Source organism: Siccirubricoccus sp. G192 (genome assembly GCF_019084075.1).
GTDB lineage: Bacteria > Pseudomonadota > Alphaproteobacteria > Acetobacterales > Acetobacteraceae > G192.
The window spans coordinates 3,665,090-3,685,964 of the sequence record NZ_JAHREN010000001.1 but is presented as its reverse complement, the minus strand read 5'-3'; the positions used below and the strand labels follow the sequence as shown (position 1 = coordinate 3,685,964).

At 67.1% G+C, this 20,875-nt stretch carries 15 protein-coding genes and 6 pseudogenes; 12 read left to right on the top strand and 9 right to left on the bottom strand.

Annotated features, from left to right (window positions below):
* Positions 1-36: 36 nt before the first annotated feature.
* The 5 genes and pseudogenes from KSF81_RS17750 to KSF81_RS17730 all read left to right on the top strand — a co-directional run.
* On the top strand, positions 37-372 hold the full coding sequence (locus KSF81_RS17750; protein WP_256444243.1) for a transposase: 336 nt from the start codon (positions 37-39) through the stop codon (positions 370-372).
* Positions 369-767, top strand: a complete 399-nt coding sequence (locus KSF81_RS17745; RefSeq protein WP_217380101.1) for an IS3 family transposase — start codon at positions 369-371, stop codon at positions 765-767. Before KSF81_RS17750 ends, KSF81_RS17745 begins: the two co-directional genes overlap by 4 nt.
* A gap of 41 nt (positions 768-808) precedes the next feature.
* Complete coding sequence (locus KSF81_RS17740; protein WP_217377310.1) at positions 809-2,362, top strand: IS3 family transposase; 1,554 nt, start codon at positions 809-811, stop codon at positions 2,360-2,362.
* A gap of 19 nt (positions 2,363-2,381) precedes the next feature.
* Positions 2,382-3,528: pseudogene (locus KSF81_RS17735) on the top strand (IS30 family transposase).
* 4 nt (positions 3,529-3,532) lie between these two features.
* A pseudogene (locus KSF81_RS17730) lies at positions 3,533-3,826 on the top strand (transposase); the annotation flags it as partial.
* Positions 3,827-3,997: 171 nt separating this feature from the next.
* Here the strand turns inward: KSF81_RS17730 and KSF81_RS17725 are convergent.
* Positions 3,998-5,131 (bottom strand): glycosyltransferase, encoded by a 1,134-nt coding sequence (locus KSF81_RS17725; protein WP_217380100.1) that lies wholly within the window; start codon positions 5,129-5,131, stop codon positions 3,998-4,000.
* The gene (locus KSF81_RS17720; RefSeq protein WP_217380099.1) at positions 5,128-6,336 is read right to left on the bottom strand and encodes a glycosyltransferase; all 1,209 of its coding nucleotides are present in this window, start codon (positions 6,334-6,336) and stop codon (positions 5,128-5,130) included. The genes KSF81_RS17725 and KSF81_RS17720 overlap by 4 nt, the downstream gene beginning before the upstream one ends.
* Positions 6,337-7,506: 1,170 nt before the next feature.
* Between KSF81_RS17720 and wecB the strand changes: the two genes are divergently transcribed.
* Positions 7,507-8,667, top strand: a complete 1,161-nt coding sequence (gene wecB / locus KSF81_RS17715) for a non-hydrolyzing UDP-N-acetylglucosamine 2-epimerase (RefSeq protein ID WP_217381751.1) — start codon at positions 7,507-7,509, stop codon at positions 8,665-8,667.
* A 91-nt stretch (positions 8,668-8,758) separates the two neighbouring features.
* On the opposite strand, the gene KSF81_RS17710 is transcribed toward wecB, so the two are convergent.
* Positions 8,759-9,166, bottom strand: a complete 408-nt coding sequence (locus KSF81_RS17710; protein ID WP_309139731.1) for a transposase — start codon at positions 9,164-9,166, stop codon at positions 8,759-8,761.
* A gap of 51 nt (positions 9,167-9,217) precedes the next feature.
* Between KSF81_RS17710 and tnpA the strand changes: the two genes are divergently transcribed.
* Genes tnpA through KSF81_RS17695 form a run of 3 tightly spaced genes read left to right on the top strand, consistent with a single transcriptional unit; the run spans position 9,218 to position 10,501 of the window.
* Entirely contained in the window at positions 9,218-9,640 is a 423-nt protein-coding gene (tnpA, locus tag KSF81_RS17705; protein WP_217380097.1) for an IS66-like element accessory protein TnpA, read from the top strand.
* Complete coding sequence (gene tnpB, locus KSF81_RS17700) at positions 9,637-9,993, top strand: IS66 family insertion sequence element accessory protein TnpB (RefSeq protein ID WP_217378135.1); 357 nt, start codon at positions 9,637-9,639, stop codon at positions 9,991-9,993. The genes tnpA and tnpB overlap by 4 nt, the downstream gene beginning before the upstream one ends.
* A 13-nt stretch (positions 9,994-10,006) precedes the next feature.
* Positions 10,007-10,501 (top strand): hypothetical protein, encoded by a 495-nt coding sequence (locus KSF81_RS17695; RefSeq protein ID WP_217378134.1) that lies wholly within the window; start codon positions 10,007-10,009, stop codon positions 10,499-10,501.
* Positions 10,502-10,509: 8 nt separating this feature from the next.
* Here the strand turns inward: KSF81_RS17695 and KSF81_RS17690 are convergent, their stop codons facing one another.
* Positions 10,510-12,588: a recombinase family protein gene (locus tag KSF81_RS17690; RefSeq protein WP_217378044.1), complete on the bottom strand. Its 2,079-nt coding sequence runs from the start codon at positions 12,586-12,588 to the stop codon at positions 10,510-10,512.
* A gap of 368 nt (positions 12,589-12,956) precedes the next feature.
* Here KSF81_RS17690 and tnpC point away from each other — a divergent pair.
* Positions 12,957-14,105, top strand: a pseudogene (gene tnpC, locus KSF81_RS17685) (IS66 family transposase); the annotation flags it as partial.
* A gap of 50 nt (positions 14,106-14,155) precedes the next feature.
* Here tnpC and KSF81_RS17680 read toward each other — a convergent pair.
* A pseudogene (locus tag KSF81_RS17680) lies at positions 14,156-14,689 on the bottom strand (IS630 family transposase); the annotation flags it as partial.
* A gap of 154 nt (positions 14,690-14,843) precedes the next feature.
* Between KSF81_RS17680 and KSF81_RS17675 the strand changes: the two are divergent.
* On the top strand, positions 14,844-16,424 hold the full coding sequence (locus tag KSF81_RS17675; protein WP_217380096.1) for a transposase: 1,581 nt from the start codon (positions 14,844-14,846) through the stop codon (positions 16,422-16,424).
* Between the two features lie 21 nt (positions 16,425-16,445).
* On the opposite strand, the pseudogene KSF81_RS17670 reads toward KSF81_RS17675, so the two are convergent.
* The 4 genes and pseudogenes from KSF81_RS17670 to KSF81_RS17655 form a co-directional block, all read right to left on the bottom strand.
* A pseudogene (locus tag KSF81_RS17670) lies at positions 16,446-16,796 on the bottom strand (transposase); the annotation flags it as partial.
* A pseudogene (locus KSF81_RS17665) lies at positions 16,720-18,121 on the bottom strand (IS30 family transposase). The pseudogenes KSF81_RS17665 and KSF81_RS17670, both read right to left, overlap by 77 nt.
* Positions 18,052-18,744, bottom strand: coding sequence for an IS3 family transposase (locus KSF81_RS17660; RefSeq protein WP_254453369.1), 693 nt, complete (start codon positions 18,742-18,744; stop codon positions 18,052-18,054). The pseudogene KSF81_RS17665 and the gene KSF81_RS17660 overlap by 70 nt, the downstream one beginning before the upstream one ends.
* Entirely contained in the window at positions 18,741-19,076 is a 336-nt protein-coding gene (locus KSF81_RS17655; RefSeq protein ID WP_256444243.1) for a transposase, read from the bottom strand. Before KSF81_RS17655 ends, KSF81_RS17660 begins: the two co-directional genes overlap by 4 nt.
* Before the next feature lie 128 nt (positions 19,077-19,204).
* On the opposite strand from KSF81_RS17655, the gene KSF81_RS17650 reads away from it, so the two are divergent.
* On the top strand, positions 19,205-20,866 hold the full coding sequence (locus KSF81_RS17650) for an ISL3 family transposase (protein WP_217380068.1): 1,662 nt from the start codon (positions 19,205-19,207) through the stop codon (positions 20,864-20,866).
* Positions 20,867-20,875 lie beyond the last annotated feature (9 nt).

Genomic DNA, 20,875 nt, shown 5'->3' with positions numbered 1-20,875 from the left:
GGACATCCACGAAGCTTTCGCGTGAGGTGTCCCCCAATGCCCAAAACCCATCCTGCGTACGCGCCGGAGTTCCGGCGCCAAATGGTCGAGCTGGTCCGTGCCGGACGCGACCCGGCCGACCTTGCCCGCGAGTTCGAACCCTCCGCCCAGGCCATTCGGAACTGGGTGGCTTCTGCCGACCGGCAGGAGGGTCGGCGTGAGGTGAAACCTGCCCCCGCCGAGACCGGCCTGAATGCCACCGAGCGCGAGGAGCTCGCGCGGCTCAGGCGCGAGAACAAGCAGCTGCGCCAGGAGCGCGACATTCTCTCTCGAGCGGCGGCCTGGTTTGCCCGCGAGACCGGGACGATCCCGTCCGGGTCTTCGAGTTCATGAAGGCAAACCAGGCCTCCTTCCCGATCACCCGGATGGCCCGCCTGCTCGGCGTCTCGCGCGCCGGCTACTACGCTTGGCTCGGTCGGCCTCTGTCGGCCCGTGCCGAGGAGGATGCGGCGCTGCTGCGGCGGATCCGCACCGTGCACGCGACCTCGCGCCAGACCTACGCCGCGCTTACGGTGCATGCCGCCCTGCGCTCTGCCGGTATCCGGCACGGCCGCAAGCGCATTGCACGGCTCATGCGCAGCACCGGGCTGGTCGGTGCCAGCCATCGCCGCGGCGGACCGGTGACAACCCGCCGTGACGACAGCAGCAGGCCGGCGCCGGACCTGGTCGACCGCAACTTCACGGCCAGCGGTCCCCCCCTATGGCAGGGAAGTTGTCCGGCGCCTTGAGATGATCTCTCATTTCCAGAGGGGCGGGACGGAGGGATGATTTGGCCTACTCGACGGAACGCCGCGCGGCGGTTCTGAGGAAGCTGGAGCCGCCGAACGCGGTGCCCTTGCGGCAGCTGGCCAAGGAGGAAGGGATCTCCGAGGCAACGCTGCACACCTGGCGCCGCGAGGCTCGCCGCCAGGGGCGGCTCCTGCCCGATGCCGACGCCGGCCCGGAGGGTTGGACGTCGCGCGACAAGTTCGCCGCCGTTCTCGAGACCGCCGCCCTGAACGAGGCCGATCTCGCCGCCTACTGCCGCCAGCGGGGTCTCTACCCCGAGCAGATCCAAGCCTGGCGGACCGCCTGCGAGCAGGCCAACGACTGGGACCGCGCCAGCAGCCAGCGGCTGGGCCAGGCGACTAAGGAGGAGAAGAAGCGCATCAAGGCCATCGAGCGGGACTTGGCGCGCAAGGAGAAGGCGCTGGCCGAGGCGGCGGCGCTGCTGGTGCTGCGAAAAAACGCCGCGGCGATCTGGGGGGGACGGCGAGGACGCATGATCAGCACCCCAGATCGCCAGAACGCCATGGCGCTGATCGACCAGGCTGTCGCGGCCGGCGCGCGCCGCGCCCAGGCCTGTGCGGAACTCGCGCTCGATGAACGGACCTGTCGCCGCTGGCGGGCCCGGGACGGCGCGCCCGAAGACCGCCGCCCGACGGCGCCTCGGCCAGCACCGGGCAACAGGCTGTCCGAGGCGGAACGCCAGGCCGTGCTGGAGGCCTGCAACAGCCAGGCCTTCAAGAGCCTGCCGCCAAGTCAGATCGTGCCCCGCCTCGCAGACCAGGGCCGCTACATCGCCTCGGAAGCAAGCTTCTACCGCATCCTGCGGGCTGAGGGTCAGCAGCACCACCGTGGCCGGGCGAGGCCGCCGGCGCGTCGCCAACCGCCGACCAGTCACCGCGCCCGCGGCCCCTGCGAAGTCTGGAGCTGGGACATCACCTGGATGCCCGGCCCGATCCGGGGCGGGTTCTTCTATCTCTACCTCATCCTCGACGTCTACAGCCGCAAGATTGTCGGCTGGGAGGTCCACGAGCGCGAAGCCGCCGAGCTGGCCGCCGAGCTCGTGCGCCGCGCGGTCTGGGCCGAGGGCTGCCTCACCCGCCCTCTCGTCCTGCACGCCGACAACGGCAGCCCGATGAAGGGCGCGACCATGAAGGCCACCCTCGAACGGCTCGGCGTCATCGCCTCCTACAGCCGCCCGCGCGTCAGTGACGACAACCCGTTCTCCGAAGCCCTGTTCCGTACCTGCAAGTACAGGCCGGACTGGCCAGCATCGGGGTTCGCCAGCAGGGAGGACGCGCAACACTGGGTCGCCCGTTTTGTGGCCTGGTACAACCACGAGCACCGCCACAGCGCGATCCAGTTCGTCACGCCCAGCGCCCGGCATGCAGGTGAGGATCGCGCGCTCCTCGAGCGTCGGACCGAGCTCTATACCGAAGCTCGCGCCGCCAACCCCGCGCGGTGGTCACGCCAAATCCGAAACTGGGCGCCGGTCGGCGACGTCTGCCTCAACCCCGAGCGCGACATCAGCGACCACGAAATCAGAGACGCCGCCTGATGGGCACCGGACAACTTCTTTGACAAATACCGAGATTGCGCTGCTGCGAGCCCAGGGCTGTGGAGTGCGAGAGGTTGCCCGGCGGCTGCGACGGGCGGCATCGACGGTCTCGCGCGAGCTACGGCGCAATGCGGCCACGCGCAGCGGCAACCTGGAGTACAGGGCCACGACGGCGCAGTGGCATGCTGAGCGGGCGGCGCGGCGTCCGAAGCCGGCGAAGCTGGTGACGCACCCGGCGCTGAGGGCGTATGTGCAAGATCGGCTGGCGGGTGCCGTGGTCTCTCCAGGCGGGGCTACGGTGCCCGGACCGGCGGTGCCGTGGAAGGGCCGGCGGCATGGACCGAGGCAGCCTCGGCGCTGGGCGAGAGGATGGAGCCCGCAGCAGATCTCGCGGCGGCTGCGGCTCGACTTTCCTGGCGATGGTGCGATGCGGATCAGCCATGAGGCCATCTACCAGTCGCTCTACGTCCAGGGCCGCGGCGCGCTGCGCCGCGAGCTGACGGCCTGCCTGCGAACCGGGCGGGCGCTGCGCGTGCCGCGGGCGCGGAGCCGGGGGGCGCGGCAAGTCGCATGTCGCGCCCGAGGTGCTGATCAGCCAGCGCCCGGCGGAGGCGGACGACCGGGCCGTGCCGGGGCATTGGGAGGGAGACCTCATCCTTGGCCTTGGCAGCTCAGCAATCGGCACCCTGGTGGAGCGCACGACGCGGTTCACGATGCTGCTGCACCTGCCCCGCATGCCGGGTCATGGAGAGGGAACGCGCGTCAAGAACGGCCCGGCGCTGGCCGGGCATGGGGCGGAAGCGGTGCGCGACGCCATCACCCGCATGATCACCACCCTGCCGGAGGCGCTGCGCCGGTCGCTGACCTGGGACCAGGGGGCGGAGATGAGCGAGCACGCCCGGCTGCGGATCGACACCGGCGTGCAGGTGTACTTCTGCGAGCCGCACAGCCCGTGGCAGCGTGGCACGAACGAGAACACCAACGGGCTGCTGCGGCAGTACTTCCCGAAGGGGACTGACCTGAGCGCGCACGGCGCCGATGACCTCGCGGCCGTGGCTGCGGCGCTCAATGGCAGGCCTCGCAAGACGCTCGGCTGGAGAACGCCAGCCGAAGCGCTTGACGAGGCGCTGCGATCGGCTCAGGCAGGCGTTGCGACGACCAGTTGAGCCTGGGCAATATACGTCCCTGGCGTTCGGCAAGCGCTGCAGAGAAGCCGGCATCCGGCCGTCCATGGGTTCCGTCGGCGACGCCTATGACAATGCCCTGTGCGAGAGCTTCTTCGCCATCCTGGAATGCGAGTTGCTCGCGCGACGCCGCTTCGCCTCCCACGCCGAAGCGCGCATGGCAACCTTCAGCTTCATCGAGGCCTGGTACAACCCAGCCAGGCTCCATTCATCGCTGGGCTACCGATCGCCCATGACCTACGAAAAAGAGGAGCATCAAGCCGCCACAGCAGACCCGTAATCAACCAAGCCCATCAACTGTCCACCAGAGCGGGACAAACCCAAACCCACGCGTCGATCGCTGGAGCTCGCTCCGGGTCAGCAGGGACCGTGTGAACGAGGAGATCGATAGCGGGCCAACTGCCGAACTGTAGTAAGCTTCCGAAGCCGCAGACGGGCTTTGGTCCAACACTCACACCCCACTACTCCATAGGACCCGATCTAAAAACGGCACGAGCTTTGCGAACTGGGTCTCCCAGCTCAGGTCGTTCTGTGCCTCGCGGCAGCCCAGGACAAGTCTTTCCAACTCGCCGCCCCTGATGATCGCTTGGGCCTTCGCCAGTGCTTTGAGCAGGCTTGTGAGCGTAAAATCCTCCATGGCGATGCCACACCGATAGCGGTGCACGAGGCTAACGCACTGGGGATGCGGCGCGACGATCGGTGGCACGCCCGCCGCTATGGCATCGAAGAACTTGTTCGGAGCTGCGAAACGGGTTGACTCTTGATCTGGCGCGTAAACAACGAGAGAAAAGCAGTAGTGACTCAGTCGATCGAGATAAGCACGTCCTGCTGGTGTGTAGCCGTAATACGAGACCCTTGACTGTCGGTCCTGCAGGTCTGCAAGCACCTGCTGCGGATCAGGATAGCCATCGATAAGGCCAAACATGTCAATCGGCACGTGATCGAGAGCACCGCCCAGGAACCAGTCACCAAAGGTGCGGGCACGGCTAATTGTACCACCGTAGAACAGACGCCCGTTCCGCTCGCTGGTATTCTTCCATTCTACATCGGCAAATGAACTATTAAACAGGATTCCCTTGGGCACCGTCCAAAGACCCAGCCGAGGTGCATCAAGGAGCGCGCGGTTCTCCTCAGGGAAGATGATAAAATCGATCTTATCGGCGATGGATTGGAAGAGCCGCTCCTCCGCAGGCATGTGTCCGTCGGTATGTTCGTATGCGTAATAAATAACGGCACGCGGCCGGTAGGCGAGCCTCGCTAGGACGGGCGCAGGAATGAAGGCGAAGAACACTATCACATCCGGTCGGGTGCGGTTGAGAGCATCAAGCAGCGCCAGGCAAAATTCAGTCCTTCCCGCCGGCCAGTGTGGGTGGGTGGCGGTATAGATCCGACGAACGTTGACGCCCGGGGCATTGATCTCGACGGGTGGACGTTCGGGTTGGTCCGGCTCGTAAAGGTCGGCGGCAACATTCCAATGCTGCGCCAGCGACTGGGCGAGACTCAGCACCTGAGGCGAGCCATACCCGACACTCACGTCGGAAAGGATGGCAAGACCGCGGATTTGGGGCGCTGCACGCGCCGTCATTGCACCGTCCCCAGTTCCTGCGGCAAATCAAATGCCGCGCCCTTGGCGGCAATCCAATCCGCAACGGCTTCTTCGGCAGCTATGTTCCAGTCGATGGCAGGCCGCGCGTCCTCAGTCATCTGCTTTACCAGTTGTGAAGGATCGCCCGCTTGGCACCAAAACCGCCGCATGCTGGCCACCATCGCCAGATAGGCTGCACGATGAACGTGAACCTCTCGGATTGCAGTGGCGAGTCCTGGTGCGGTCCAAGGGCACATGACAACGCCGAAGCTCCGGGGAATCGCCGCCGTGCCACGGATGCCGAAGATCTCCATGCTCGTAATGGCCAGCGGAAAGTTGTGGCCAACGCAGCTGACCGTGGTTCGCACGTATTCTGCGTCAGCCGGCACATCGACCAGGACGCGCAAATCAGATCGAGAGGCGATGATGCCTTCGTCGCACTCCCCTACCAACTCACCCTTCGAGTTCCAAAAACTGAGGCCGACCTTCAGGAACTTTTCAATGTCGCCGGCCAACCGCTCTTCAATCCTGACCAGGATTTGGCGAACTCCTGACGTAACGGCGACCGGGCTGAGCGAACACGTTGCCCCACTGTCTGCTACGACGAAATGTCCGAGCGACACGATAGCGCTCCCGCATTTGAGCGAATCCTCAGCGGCGCGGAGATACGCTTGGCGGAAGGGCTCCGCCTGGCTTGCCATCCAGCTGCCGGCGGAGACAATCGCCGCGCGCCCCGCGACTAATGCCTCCATGAAGACGCCTGACGACCTGGCGAAATACCGGATCGGGTCATAGGGCATCAGTACCGCGTCGATGCTCTCAAATAGAGAGAGATACTCCGTCCCCTGGAATGGGCCGAACACCAAGTTGCGCCACTCCTGTGGTAGGCTCTGCAGTCGCAGATATCCGCGGGCGGACCCCGCGTCACCGCCCGGCACGTTGAAGTTGGACTGTATGGTAAAATGTGGCCGCACAGTTCCTTGGACCAGGTCACGCGCGGCGTCGATGGCCTCGCTGATGATCGGAAATCCCTTCTCCTCCCGCGCATCGCCGAAGTACCCAAATCGTGTTTCGGCGTGCTCGGGGGGGCAACGGCGAGGCGGCAAAGCTGGGTCCAACAGGGATTGGCGCAGTTTCAAATTGGGCAACGCGCAAGCCATTGTACTGATCGGTGAGCAAGTGAGTGTCCGTGTATAGGCGGACATCGCATTCAGCGGGAAGCGTCGATAGGCGCGACAAGGTGACGCGCATCCGGCGGACCTCGACTGTGTCGTTCTGGCTGGCGTAGGTGCTGGGGCGCCCTTCATAGAGATTGCGCCGAAACATCAGCCGCCATCTGAGATCACGGGCAATCGGAAGGCGATGGCAGAGTTCGAGAACGCCTGCCAGTTCCGCATCCCCCACCGTCGGCACGAATACCAAATCGCCTGGCCCCATTTCGGCTTCGTGCAGCAACCTCTCAAGATCGGCAGCGAAGTCTCGTCCCGGGCTGCTGGACATCCGCCGCGTCATCCAAAGGGAGCCAACAAGCAGGGCCATGGGAATCGCGAAGAGACCCACAAGCGCCAGGGCCATGAGAACCACTGCCCGGGCAGCGCGCCAGAGGCGCGGAAACGACGAGCGTAGGGACCTCAACTGCGCGAAGACGCGTTGGGCGAAGAACCGCCCACGACGAAAAATGCGAATGGCTATCCACGAGAATGCGAGGCCAATCTGCGGAACGCCAATTGTGCCGTGCCCACCCGCAAATAGGTCGAACGTCGCGGGGGACGGGCGTTGCATCTCACGCCCCCGCATGAATGAGAGGCCTAACCTAGTGTATCGAAGGCGAGTGTAAACGCGAGTCCGGATCAGCCCGAGCCGAGCGCGCCACGCTCGCAGCCTCCCGCGAGGTCCAGGCGAATCAGCGAAATTGACCCAAAAGGTGTTTCGGAAGGCGCGAACAGCGCTCACCGGACAATCCGCGCCCAGCTCTGCGGCATTGTTGACACCGATGATTGGATTGAGGCCAAGCTCTAGAGCTGCGCTCGACGTCCTCGCGGCGTATTCGAAGTAATGACCGCCAAGATCTAGAATTGTGGGATCCGCGATCAAGAATTTCCTTTGTGGGCCACTTATTCCTTTCACGTCATGTATTCCTGTGTGCTGGACGCCAGAAACGGTAGCTACTAACCTATGTTCTAAAGCTTCGAGATGACCCACCTTGTCACTGGAGTACCTTCTGCTATTAAACCCTGGTAACATGGGCTGTGTTGGCCTGCAAGCCGAAGATCGGTTGCAGGAACTTTGCTTTGGAACACCCTGGAGGAGCGCATCGTGGCCTGCAAGAGGAGAGCGTCATCGTGACATGTTACGATGGCCGACCGCGAAAGATCATGGTTGTGTTTGGCACGAGGCCGGAAGCCATAAAGATGCTGCCCGTGATCGCCGAGCTTCGTAAAAGACCTACCCTCGCGGTGATCGCCTGCTCAACGGGCCAGCACCGTGAAATGCTTCAGCAGGTAACCGAGGCATTCGCGCAACCCTGCGACATGGATCTTGGCATCATGGTCTCAGGCCAGGGGCTTACCGCGCTTACCTCGCGTGTGCTGTTGGCGATGAGCGAGGTCCTGGAACGGGATCTCCCTGACCTTGTTCTGGTGCACGGGGACACTACCACTGCCATGGCGGCTGCCGTTGCGTCGTTCTACGCAGGGATACCGGTCGGCCATGTCGAGGCGGGCCTGCGATCCTTCGATCTCCAGCGGCCGTGGCCGGAAGAGTTCAATCGCGTCACCGTGGACTCAATTGCCACCTTGATGTTCGCCCCTACCGAAACCGCAGCTGCAAACCTACGGAGGGAGTACAATCAAAGCGGCCGCATCTTGGTTACGGGCAATACCGGCATCGATGCGCTGCTCACAATTGCTGCGCGACTCGAAAGCGATAAGAAACTCGAGGCCGTCACGGCCGGCCAATTCCGGTTCCTTGATCCGTCGCGGCGTCTGGTGCTGGTCACCGGCCACCGCCGAGAAAGCTTCGGGGCAGGCTTCGAAGGTATTTGCGAAGGCTTGGCTGAGATCGCCGAGCGCGACGACGTGGAAATCGTTTATCCCGTCCACCTCAATCCTAATGTTCGAGCGGTCGTGCACCGCAAGCTAGCCGGCAGGCCGAACCTGCACCTTATAGAGCCTGTGGGCTACGTGGAGATGGTATGGCTGATGACGCGTGCGACAGTGCTGGTGACTGATAGCGGCGGCCTTCAAGAGGAAGGGCCAGCGCTCGGCAAACCGGTGCTCGTCATGCGCGACGTCACCGAGCGGCCCGAAGCCCTGGCGAGCGGTGTGGTCAAATTGATCGGGACAGACCCGCGAAAGATCTCCAGCAGCGTCTCCCAGCTGATTGATGACCCGGTTGCCTACGCGAGCATGGCGCGACGCGTCTTTCCCTACGGCGACGGTCACGCGGCTCAACGGATCGTCGATGCCGTCGAAGACTGGATGTGCTGCGATGCGGGCGCCGATCCCAAACCCCTCAGGGGTGCAACCTCGAAATAATTCGGTGCAGCTCTATTTCGAGTAGCGCAGGTCCCTGGACCAAGTGTTGCAGTCGGTCTGCCCCTATTGATCCGGCCTGGGTAATCTTGGGCTATGCAGCGTAGCGAAAGGTCCTATGCCCGAAGAAGCTGCGGACGCGATCGGGTAGCTTCGACAGCTTGCGCATGTGGCCGATGGCGGCACGCTTGAGCTGCGCCTTGCTGCGTGCCGGCTCCTGGCGGGTGACCGCCTGCTTCAGGTCGCCGTTGACGCCCTCGTCCGGATTGAGCTCGGGGCTGTAGCCGGGGAGGTAGAACACCTCGATCTCGGCCTCGCGCCCGACGAGCCAGTCACGGACCTTGGCCGAGCGATGGACCGGCAGGCGGTCGAGGATGAGGACGACTTTCTGGCCGGCATCCCGGACCAGACGGGCGAGGAAGCGGAGCAGGTCCGGTGCCGTGATGGCGCCGTCCAGCACCATCCAGCGTAAGCGGCCGTTTGAGGCCCGTCTTCCCGCGATGTGGGTGAATGTGCTGGGTCAGTCTGGAGCAGCAGGCTTCCGGATGACGTTATGGATAGCGTTAAGGACGACGCCAAGGGTGTCGGTTATCGGCGGGTCGAGGTTCTGACGGGGCCTGGCCGGCGGCGGAGTTGGTCTGACGACGAGAAGGCGAGGATCGTCGCTGAGACGGCGGAGTTCGGTGCGAAGGTGACCGAGGTTGCCCGTCGTTGGCAGGTAAGCCCGCAGCAGGTCTTCGATTGGCGCCGGCAAGCGCGTCGTGCGCTGGCGGAGGCCACTGCGCCGGTGACACCGAGCTTCGTGCCGGTCGTCTCCGGACCACCGGCCCCAACTCTTGAAGCGGGGGGTGCAACGGTGCGCCAGGCGCCCTCGATCGAGTTGCAGCTGGCCGGCGTGGTGCTGCGCATTGCGCCTGACACCGATGAGGCTCTGCTGACGACGGTGCTGCGCGCGATCCGGGCCTCGGCGGCATGATCGCGCTGCCGGCCGGTGTGCGGATCCTGCTGGCGAGCAAGCCGGTGGATTTCCGGAAGGGCGCCCACTCCCTGGCAGCGCTGGCAGCCGCGGAACTCGGCACCGATCCATTCTCGGGCGTGGTGCTGGTGTTCCGCTCGAAGCGATCCGACCGGGTGAAGATCCTGACCTGGGATGACAGCGGCCTGGTGCTGATCTGGAAGCAGCTGGAGGCGAGCACCTTCCGCTGGCCGCCGATCGTGGATGGCACGCTGCGCCTGACCGCAGTCGAGTTCGCCGCGTTGTTCTCCGGGATCGATTGGCGACGCGTGCAGGCGACACGGGAGATTCCCAAACCGAGCGTGCCCGCATAGAATCGGCGGTACGATGCGCGCCGCGGACACCGACACGCCGACACTGCCGGAGGATCCCGCAGCACTGCGCGCGCTGCTGGTCGAGACACGGGTGCTGGTCGACACGCTGACTGCCGAGCGCGACACGCTGTCATCCAGATGCGACAGCGTGACCGCCGAACGCGACGCGCTGGTCGAGCGGAACGAGCGTCTCCGCCACCTGCTACTGAAGCTGCAGCGCCAGCAGTTCGGGCGGAAGTCGGAGCAGCTGACCGACGAGCAACTGCAGTTCGCCTTCGAGGAGATCGAGGCGACGCTGGCCGAGAATGCCGCGGAGGCGGGCAAGCAGTCGCCGGCGACCCGCGAGCAGCAGAAGCAACGCCGCCGGGCCAGCCGCGGCCGCCTGCCCGCGCACCTGCCGGAGATTGAGCAGGTGCTGGCGCCGGAGGCGACGACCTGCCCCTGCTGCCAGGGCCCGCTGGTCGAGATCGGCAGCGACACCGCCAGGCGGCTCGATTTGGCACGTTGATACCCTCCTCAATCTCGTGGGTAGGTCGAGAGATTAATGTGGCGAAGTTCTCCCCGAATAAGCTGCCGGAGCGCATCGATGGTCGCGGGTTCGTCGGGGAACAGATGGAGTTGGTACTTCGATCCGCGAGTGACGGTGATTCGCCCCGTGCGGATCCGGTGGTGGATCCATGCCTCCGAAACGCCGACCGCTTCGGCAAGCTGCGGTATTGTCAGCGCCCCCTCTACCCGGCGGCGCAGTTCCGGCCGGTATCGGATGCCCTGGGCGAGACGCAGCTTGCGGACCGTGTTCACCAGGACAGGTCGACCGTGGGCCAGGCGGTAGCCGCGCTCATTGAGAGTCGCGGCGATTTCGGCGTCAGCGGCTCCGGACCTCGCCATCGTCGCTACGCACCTCTCGATCTCGGCGATGCCGGACAGTTCGCGCAGGGCATGCCCGCCGGTGTCGGCAACCAGGTCGCTCCAGTCGCCGCCACTCCAGACGATCCGGACATTCACCCGGTCTGCTGCCGTGCGCTCCAGGACGACTTTCTCGATGAGGCACCGCAGCAGCGCCTTGCGCTGCGCAGGCGCGAGGCCAGGGTCTGCCCAGAGTGGCGGAAGGCTCTGCTGGATTTCCAGCAACTGCATTCGCAGCGTGGACGACGCAGCGCTGGCCGAGACCTTAGCGCCCTGGGATTCGAGGTCCATCCGATCATGGGCCGCCAGTGCTGCCTCAGCTGCGCGCAACTCGCTGAGGGCGGCCTCCCAGCGACGCTCCAACTCCGAGGCGACGAGGCGATTGTCCGGATCCACCTTGTCGAACTGGCGTTCCGCCAGGAGCGCGCGGTAACGGAGCCGTTCGATCTGCTGCGCGGCTGCGCGCCTGAGCGCGGCCTCGTTCTCGCGCCGCGTCGCCTCCGCCCGTTCGAATGCGTCCACCTCGGCCGGCGCCACGGCCTCGAGGAACGCCGAAGCCACCAGCGCATCCACCGGCGCCACGAGTACGTTCTGGCAGCGCGGCAGGCCCTGGTCGTTCTCGAGACTACGGCAGATGTAGCGCGCCCGGTTGTGGTACTGCACGGTCATCTTGCGGCCGCAGATCCCGCAGTGGACGAGGCCGTGCAGGAGGGCTGCACCGTCGCGCGGCACGCCCCGCGTCCCCTTGCGACAGTAGTCAGCGTAATTATCTTGCAGCGTGGCCACGATCGCCTCGTGCGTCTCCCAGCTAATGTAGGCAGGAAATCGATCCCGGACGACGACGCGCCATTCGGCTCGCGGGCGCGTGCGGGCCTTGGCGCGACCGCCGTCGGGCGGGCGCACCGCAGCTGTACGCCCGTAGACGAACGCGCCCGCGTAGGCCGGCTGCCGCAAGATACTGCAGATCGCATGCTTGGTCGGTGCGCGCCAGCAGAGGCCACCCTGGGGCCCCTCGCGCCTGGGCAGGGCGAGTTGGCGGGCCAGCAGCACCCGAAGTACCGCCTGGGCCGACCGGCGATCGAGGAAAGTGGAGAATACCAGCCGGATGCGATCCGCCACCTCGCGGTCGGGCGTGATGACGACCACCCCCGTGGGGTCGCGTTCGAGGCCGACCGGCAGCGGCAGCGCCAGGTCGCCACGGCCGGCTTTGGCGAGCAGCCCAGCGGTGAGCCGGCCACGAAGCGTGTGCATCTCCACCTCAGAGATCGTGCCCTTGAGGCCAAGCAGCAATCGGCCATTGCCGGTGGAGGGATCGTAGACCCCGTCCCTGTCGGCGATGAGGCAACGGCGGTACCCGCACAGATCGAGCAGGGGGTACCAATCGGAGCAGTTCCGGGTCAGTCGGGTGACCTCGTAGGAGAGCACGATGCCGACCTCGCCCAGGCCTACGCGGGCGAGCAATTCCTTGAAACCCGAGCGGTTGGCCGCGGTCGTGCCGCTCTCGCCTATGTCCTGGTCGATCACCTCGACATCCGCCTCGCGCCAACCGAGATCAACGGCGCGTTGGCGCAGCGCGTACTGCAGGCGTAGGCTCTCCCCGTTGCTCAGCACCTGGTGCGGCGTGGATTGGCGGACATAGATCAGGGCGCGCCGTGACAGGTGCGCCGGCGTGATCAGATCGGAGTGCATCACTCATCTCCCGCAGCGCCGATGCGAGCGCGGCAAGGGCGTACTCGCGTCGGGCGTCCGACAGGCGGGACCAGACTTCTCCGGGACGGATGCGCATGCCAGCGCCTCCCTGATCTCTCGGACGCGGGCAAGGAGAGAGGCCACGGCGTCGCCCGTGAGCTTGCTCCGCGGCGCATCAGCAGCGACGCGGAGACTCGTGCTGGAGATCGGGATCATCAGCAGCGCTTTGCCACCGTGCCTCACGTAAACGTGGCCACGGGTGAGGCGCGAGCCGGTCATGGAAACCAGCGGTAACTCCTTGCCGAACAGCGGATGACGCGGGTCGGTGACGCGCACCGAAACGTCCTCCGCCTCCGCAGCGCCCACCGCATCGGCAGGGGCATCAAGAGATGTTGTCGCTGGACGTGATCCCCGCCCAGTTCCGCGTCGTCGTGACGAAGCGGCCGAAGCTGGCGTGTCGCGCCTGCCCCGGCGTGGTCATGCAGGAGCCCGCGCCGGCCCGCCTGATTGAGGGGGGCATGCCGACCGAGGCAACGGTCGCGCATGTGCTGGTCTCCCGCTACGCGGATCACCTGCCCCTGTATCGGCAGGCGCAGATCCTGGCGCGCCAGGGGATCGAGATCGGCCGCGCGGTGCTTGCCGACTGGCTCGGCACGGCAGCCCGCGAGATCGCGCCCGTGGCGCGACGTATGCACGAGCTCCTGCAGACCTCGCCACGCCTGTTTGCGGACGAGACCACGATGCCGGTGCTCGACCCGGGGCGCGGTCAGACGAAGAAGGGCTATGCCTGGGCAATCGCCCGCGATGACCGGCCCTGGGGCGGCACCGATCCACCGGCTGTCGTGTTCCACTACGCGCCAGGCCGCGGCGCCAAGCATCCGAAGGCGCTGCTGGCCGATTACCAGGGCATCCTGCAATGCGATGGCTACGCCGCCTACAAGACGCTGGCCGCGGCCAAGGAGGGCATCACCCTCGCGTTCTGCTGGTCGCATGTACGAAGGGGGTTCATCGAGCTGGCCAAGGGCAACACCGCGCCGATCGCCACCGAGACGCTGCAGCGCATCGCCGCGCTCTACGCCATCGAGGCCGAAATCCGCGGCAAGCCGCCGGAGACCCGGCAGGCCGTCCGCCGGGCAAAGACCAAGCCACTGGTCGATGCGCTGTTCGCCTGGTTCGAGGACCAGCTCGCGCGCCTGCCCGGCGGCAGCCCGACCGCCAAGGCGATCCGCTATCCGCTGAACCACCGCGAGGGCCTGATCCAGTTCCTCGACGATGGCAGGATCGAGCTCGACACCAATGTGGTCGAGCGCGCCATCCGGCCCGTGTGCCTGAGCAGAAAGAACTCACTCTTTGCGTCCGGCGATGACGGCGGAACGCGGTGGTGCGCGGCAGCCTCGCTCGTCGAGACATGCAAACTGAATGGCGTCGACCCGCAGCGCTACTTCACCGACCTGCTTACCCGCCTGGTCAATGGCTGGCCCAACGACCGTATCGACGAGCTGATGCCCTGGTGCTAGGCCGACTCGCAGGAGCCGCCCTCCTCAGCTGAGGGCGCCAAGGGTCCGTAGCCGCCGCTTACCATCCAGCGCAGCTCGCCCTTGTTGGTCACCGCCGAGATCAGGCCGAGGTTGGCCCGCTTGTGGTTGACCCGCACCTCTGGCGTGCGGCCCCGGGGCGCGTAGCTGCGGCCGCGCACGTCATCAGAGCGCAGGCCGGTCTCATCACCCCAGAAGACAACGCCACCCTCGGCTTTGGCCCGGGCGGCAATCGCCGGGTAATCGTGCCGCAGCCAGCGCCGCACCGCTGCCGGGTCCTGCTCGTAGGCCCGTCGCAGCGGCTTCTGGGCGGTGAAGCCCCAGCGCGCCAGGTAGGTGCCCATGGTGCGCACCGCCAGCCGCACCCCGAAGCGCTGCCAGATCAACTCCCGCACCGCGGCTCGGCTCCAGAGCGCAAACGGCAGGCCCAACTCGTCAGGTGTGTGGCGCTGGATCAGGACCTGGGCCTCCAACTCCTCCTCGGCGCCAAGGAACCGTCCATGCCCCGGCTCCGGCCCGCGCGGACCAGTCTGCAGCCCGGCCGCGCCCCGCTCAGCGTAGCGCTTGGGTTTGTCCCGCTCTGGTGGACAGTTGATGGGCTTGGTTGATTACGGGTCTGCTGTGGCGGCTTGATGCTCCTCTTTGTAAGTGGGGCAAAACCTGTTGCGAGGGTGCGGTTTGCCCTTCCCAGGTGTCGGCTGGTCTGATTCCCTCGGGAGCATGGTCCCGCCTGCCGATCCTGACACGCTGTCGCCGGCCGAGCTGAAGGCGCTGGTCAGCGCCCTGCTCGGCGAGGTGGCGGAGCTCGAGCGGATTGTGGCGGCGCAGCGCGAGGAGATCGCCCGCCTCAAGGGACTGAAGGGTCGGCCCGCGATCAAGCCGAGCGGGATGGAGCAGGCGAGCGAGCCGACGCCGCCGCGCGAGCGCCCCGACCGTCGTGGCCGCGGCAAGGTGGTGCCGCGGGTGGCGGTGGAGGCGCGGGTGCTGCGGGCCACGGTGCCGCCCGGCTCGCGGTTCCAGGGCTACCAGGACTTCCTGGTGCAGGACCTCATCATGCGGACGGAGGCGGTGTGCTACCGGCGCGAGCGCTGGCTGACGCCGGAGGGGCGGCTGGTCGTTGCGCGCTTGCCGGGCGGGGTGGATGGCCATTTCGGCCCCGAACTCCGGCGCTACGTGCTCGCCCAGTACCATCAGGGGCAGACCACCGTGCCGCGGCTGGTGGCGCAGCTGTGGGCGGTTGGGATCGCCATCTCCAAACGGCAGGTCATGCGCCTGCTGATCGCCGGTCAGCAGCCGTTCCTGGACGAGAGCCAGGAGGTGCTGCGAGCCGGACTGGCGAGCGCGGCCTGGATCACGGTTGACGATACGGGCGCGCGGCACCGGGCGGTGAACGGCGCCTGCACGCAGATCGGCAACGCCCACTTCGCCTGGTTCGGCACCACGGCCAGCAAGAGCCGGCTGAACTTCCTGGAGCTGCTGCGGGCCGGGCACGGCGACTACGTGGTGAACGCCGAGGCGCTGGCCTACATGCGCGAGCGCGCCCTGGCCGGGCCGGTGATCGCCCGCCTGGAAGGCCATCCGCAGCGCGTCTTTGCGAACCAGGCGACCTGGGCCGCGCACCTCGAGCGGCTCGGCATCCGCAGCATGGAGGACAGCCTCGCGCCGGCGCGCCTGGCCACCGAAGGCGCGCTCTGGGGTGCCATCAAGGCACATGGCCTGCTGCCGGGGACGGTGATCGTCAGCGACGATGCCGGCCAGTTCGCCGTCGGCGAGCACGCGCTCTGCTGGGTGCATGCCGAGCGTCTCGTCCACAAGCTCGACACCTTCACCGACCAGCAGCGGACTTCCCAGGCGCGCATCCGCGAGCTGATCTGGTGGTTCTACGCCGACCTGAAGGCGTACCAACGAGAGCCCAGCCGGCGCCGCCGGGCCGAGTTGCGGGTACGCTTCGAGCGCATCTTCAAGCGCCGCACCGGCTTCGTCGTGCTCGACCGATTGCTCGAGCGCCTGCACGCCAACAAGGCGGAACTGCTGCAGGGGCTGGACCACCCCGAAATCCCGCTGCACACTAACGGATCGGAAAACGACATCCGTGCCCAGGTCACCCGGCGCAAGATCAGCGGCGGCACCCGAAGCGACATGGGGCGCGACTGCCGTGACGCCTTCCTCGGCCTGGCCAAGACCTGCACCAAGCTCGGCCTCAGCTTCTGGGACTACCTCGGCGCCCGGCTCGGCATCGCCGGCCAGCCCACCATCCCGTACCTGCCCGACCTGGTCAGAGCGCGCTGCCAGAACGCCTGAACGCCACAGGTTTTGCCCCACTTACTCCTCTTTTTCGTAGGTCATGGGCGATCGGTAGCCCAGCGATGAATGGAGCCTGGCTGGGTTGTACCAGGCCTCGATGAAGCTGAAGGTTGCCATGCGCGCTTCGGCGTGGGAGGCGAAGCGGCGTCGCGCGAGCAACTCGCATTCCAGGATGGCGAAGAAGCTCTCGCACAGGGCATTGTCATAGGCGTCGCCGACGGAACCCATGGACGGCCGGATGCCGGCTTCTCTGCAGCGCTTGCCGAACGCCAGGGACGTATATTGCCCAGGCTCAACTGGTCGTCGCAACGCCTGCCTGAGCCGATCGCAGCGCCTCGTCAAGCGCTTCGGCTGGCGTTCTCCAGCCGAGCGTCTTGCGAGGCCTGCCATTGAGCGCCGCAGCCACGGCCGCGAGGTCATCGGCGCCGTGCGCGCTCAGGTCAGTCCCCTTCGGGAAGTACTGCCGCAGCAGCCCGTTGGTGTTCTCGTTCGTGCCACGCTGCCACGGGCTGTGCGGCTCGCAGAAGTACACCTGCACGCCGGTGTCGATCCGCAGCCGGGCGTGCTCGCTCATCTCCGCCCCCTGGTCCCAGGTCAGCGACCGGCGCAGCGCCTCCGGCAGGGTGGTGATCATGCGGGTGATGGCGTCGCGCACCGCTTCCGCCCCATGCCCGGCCAGCGCCGGGCCGTTCTTGACGCGCGTTCCCTCTCCATGACCCGGCATGCGGGGCAGGTGCAGCAGCATCGTGAACCGCGTCGTGCGCTCCACCAGGGTGCCGATTGCTGAGCTGCCAAGGCCAAGGATGAGGTCTCCCTCCCAATGCCCCGGCACGGCCCGGTCGTCCGCCTCCGCCGGGCGCTGGCTGATCAGCACCTCGGGCGCGACATGCGACTTGCCGCGCCCCCCGGCTCCGCGCCCGCGGCACGCGCAGCGCCCGCCCGGTTCGCAGGCAGGCCGTCAGCTCGCGGCGCAGCGCGCCGCGGCCCTGGACGTAGAGCGACTGGTAGATGGCCTCATGGCTGATCCGCATCGCACCATCGCCAGGAAAGTCGAGCCGCAGCCGCCGCGAGATCTGCTGCGGGCTCCATCCTCTCGCCCAGCGCCGAGGCTGCCTCGGTCCATGCCGCCGGCCCTTCCACGGCACCGCCGGTCCGGGCACCGTAGCCCCGCCTGGAGAGACCACGGCACCCGCCAGCCGATCTTGCACATACGCCCTCAGCGCCGGGTGCGTCACCAGCTTCGCCGGCTTCGGACGCCGCGCCGCCCGCTCAGCATGCCACTGCGCCGTCGTGGCCCTGTACTCCAGGTTGCCGCTGCGCGTGGCCGCATTGCGCCGTAGCTCGCGCGAGACCGTCGATGCCGCCCGTCGCAGCCGCCGGGCAACCTCTCGCACTCCACAGCCCTGGGCTCGCAGCAGCGCAATCTCCTCGCGCTCCGCAAACAACAGGTATCGTCCCGAAGGCGGCTTTGACGACCGCCCGAGCGTCGATGGTGGCATCCCGCCCGCCTCCCGAAACCAGCGGGACCCAACCGCCTCCGACACCCCCACGCCGATCGCCGCGTCCCAGCTCGACTGTCCCGCCGCAATCAACGTCCAGAAGCGCCGCTGGTCCTCACGCCGGGCTACTCCCGGGCGGCCTGGCGAAGGAGACTTCGCCCGCAAAGCCCGATCCGAACGCCGCCGACCCGCCATCGCAACCACCCTCCGCCTTGGTGTTGCGACGACCACTTGAATCCACCTTGCGACCCCTGATCCGAGTGGTGAATGACGCCGCGCGGCCGGCGTTGGCCGACGGCCATGTCGAGCGCATCGAGCACCAGCTCGGTGCGGAGATGGTTGGCGGTAGCCCAGCCAACGACCTTGCGGCTCCAGACATCGAGCACGACGGCGAGGTAGAGGAAGCCGGCTGCCGTGGGAATGAACGTGATGTCTGCGACCCATAGCTGGTTGGGACCGCTGGCCGTGAAGTTGCGGTCGACCAGGTCCGGCGCCGGCCTGCTGCTGTCGTCACGGCGGGTTGTCACCGGTCCGCCGCGGCGATGGCTGGCACCGACCAGCCCGGTGCTGCGCATGAGCCGTGCAATGCGCTTGCGGCCGTGCCGGATACCGGCAGAGCGCAGGGCGGCATGCACCGTAAGCGCGGCGTAGGTCTGGCGCGAGGTCGCGTGCACGGTGCGGATCCGCCGCAGCAGCGCCGCATCCTCCTCGGCACGGGCCGACAGAGGCCGACCGAGCCAAGCGTAGTAGCCGGCGCGCGAGACGCCGAGCAGGCGGGCCATCCGGGCGATCGGGAAGGAGGCCTGGTTTGCCTTCATGAACTCGAAGACCCGGACGGGATCGTCCCGGTCTCGCGGGCAAACCAGGCCGCCGCTCGAGAGAGAATGTCGCGCTCCTGGCGCAGCTGCTTGTTCTCGCGCCTGAGCCGCGCGAGCTCCTCGCGCTCGGTGGCATTCAGGCCGGTCTCGGCGGGGGCAGGTTTCACCTCACGCCGACCCTCCTGCCGGTCGGCAGAAGCCACCCAGTTCCGAATGGCCTGGGCGGAGGGTTCGAACTCGCGGGCAAGGTCGGCCGGGTCGCGTCCGGCACGGACCAGCTCGACCATTTGGCGCCGGAACTCCGGCGCGTACGCAGGATGGGTTTTGGGCATTGGGGGACACCTCACGCGAAAGCTTCGTGGATGTCCACCGAGACGGCTCTTCCGCAGGAAGCGTGGTTGGTGCTGGCCGGTGCGCTGCGGCTAGCTGCGGCGCCGCCGGCCGGGCGGTAATATTCGGAATGACGGACCTTTATCTCCTGCCAGGATGCCGCATCCGGGAGGTCACCCACCCGGACGCGAGCAACATCCAAATCGCTGCTGAGGCTCGGCAGCGGAACGGCCATTGTCCGGATTGTGGTGAGGCGAGCCATGCTGTCCACAGCCGCACGGTTCGGCACCCTGCCGACCTGCCCTGCCTTGGCCGCCAGGTACGCCTCCAACTTCAGGTGAGGCGCCTGTACTGCCGCAATCCGGCATGCTCGCGGCGGACCTTTGTTGAGCGACTGCCCAGCCTGATCGCGCCGCGGGCGCAGCGCACTGACCGGCTGGCGACGGCGCAGGGACGGGTTGGCGTTGCCATGGGTGGCAAGGCGGGCGCGCGCATGCTGCAGCAAATTGGGATGCCGACCAGCGGCGACACGGTGCTGCGCCTGGTGCGCCGCTTGCCCCTGCCGCGTTGCCAGGCTCCGCATGTGCTTGGTGTTGACGACTGGGCCCGGCGCAAGGGCCAGACCTATGGGACGATCCTGGTTGACCTGGAGCGGCATCGCGTCATCGACCTGCTGCCGGACCGGAGTGCCCCGACGCTGACCGACTGGCTCCGGCGCCATCGCGGGATCCGGATCGTCGCGCGTGACCGCTCGACCGAGTACGCCCGCGGCATTGGGCTCGGGGCGCCCCGGGCCGTGCAGGTTGCCGATCGCTGGCACCTGCTGCTGAACCTTCGGCAGATGGCCGAGCGCTGGCTGGCCGGGGTGCATGGCAGGCTCCGGCGCCTGCCGCCCATCCCGCGTCGGCCGCCTGGCCCGGCGCGGCGGACGAGCGCGTTCCCACGCAGCCAGGCCGAGCGGGCGGCCAGCGCCGATAGCCGGGCGCGCTGGAAGGCGCTCTACGATGAGGTTCGGCGCCGCATCGCGGCCGGCGAACCGCTGCTCACCATCAGCCGCCGCATGAGGCTGGCTCGCGGGACGGTGCGGAAGTTCGCCGATGCCGAGAGCTTTCCGGAGCGGGCGGTCCGGCCTCCCGGTCCCAGTATTCTGGATCCCTACCTCGACCACCTGGAGGCACGACTTGCGACCGGATGCGAGAACGCGATGGCGCTGTGGCGCGAACTGCGTGACCGCGGATTCCGCGGAACGGCGAGACAGGTCCACCGCTGGCTGGGCCCGCGACGAACGACACGCTCGAAACACACGCCACAGCGCGCAGGAGGAGCGCTGCCGGCCGCGCCATCTCCTGGGGATGACAGTGCACCGGCGCTCCCCTCGCCGAAGCAACTCGCCTGGTATCTGACGCGGCCGAGGGACCAGCTCAGCGAGGAGGAAGCTGCGGCCATCGCCCGCTTGGAGCAGGACGCCGAAGCTGCCACCGTCGCCGGGCTGGTCCGCCGGCTCGCAGACCTCCTGCGTAGCTGCTGTGTCAGCGCCAAGACGCGGTGCGGCGCACCGATTACCACCCTCGACGGCTGGCTCCGGGACGCCAGGAGGAGCGGTGTGGCCGCCATCACCACCTTTGCCGCCAGCCTTCAACAGGACGGGGCGGCGGTGAAAGCCGCTCTCACTACTTCATGGAGCAGCGGACAAACGGAGGGACAGGTAGGCAAGCTGAAGATGTTGAAGCGCCAGACCTTCGGACGCAGCAGCTTCGATCTCCTCAGGCGCCGCGTGCTCCTCGCCGCTTGAACCACGCTT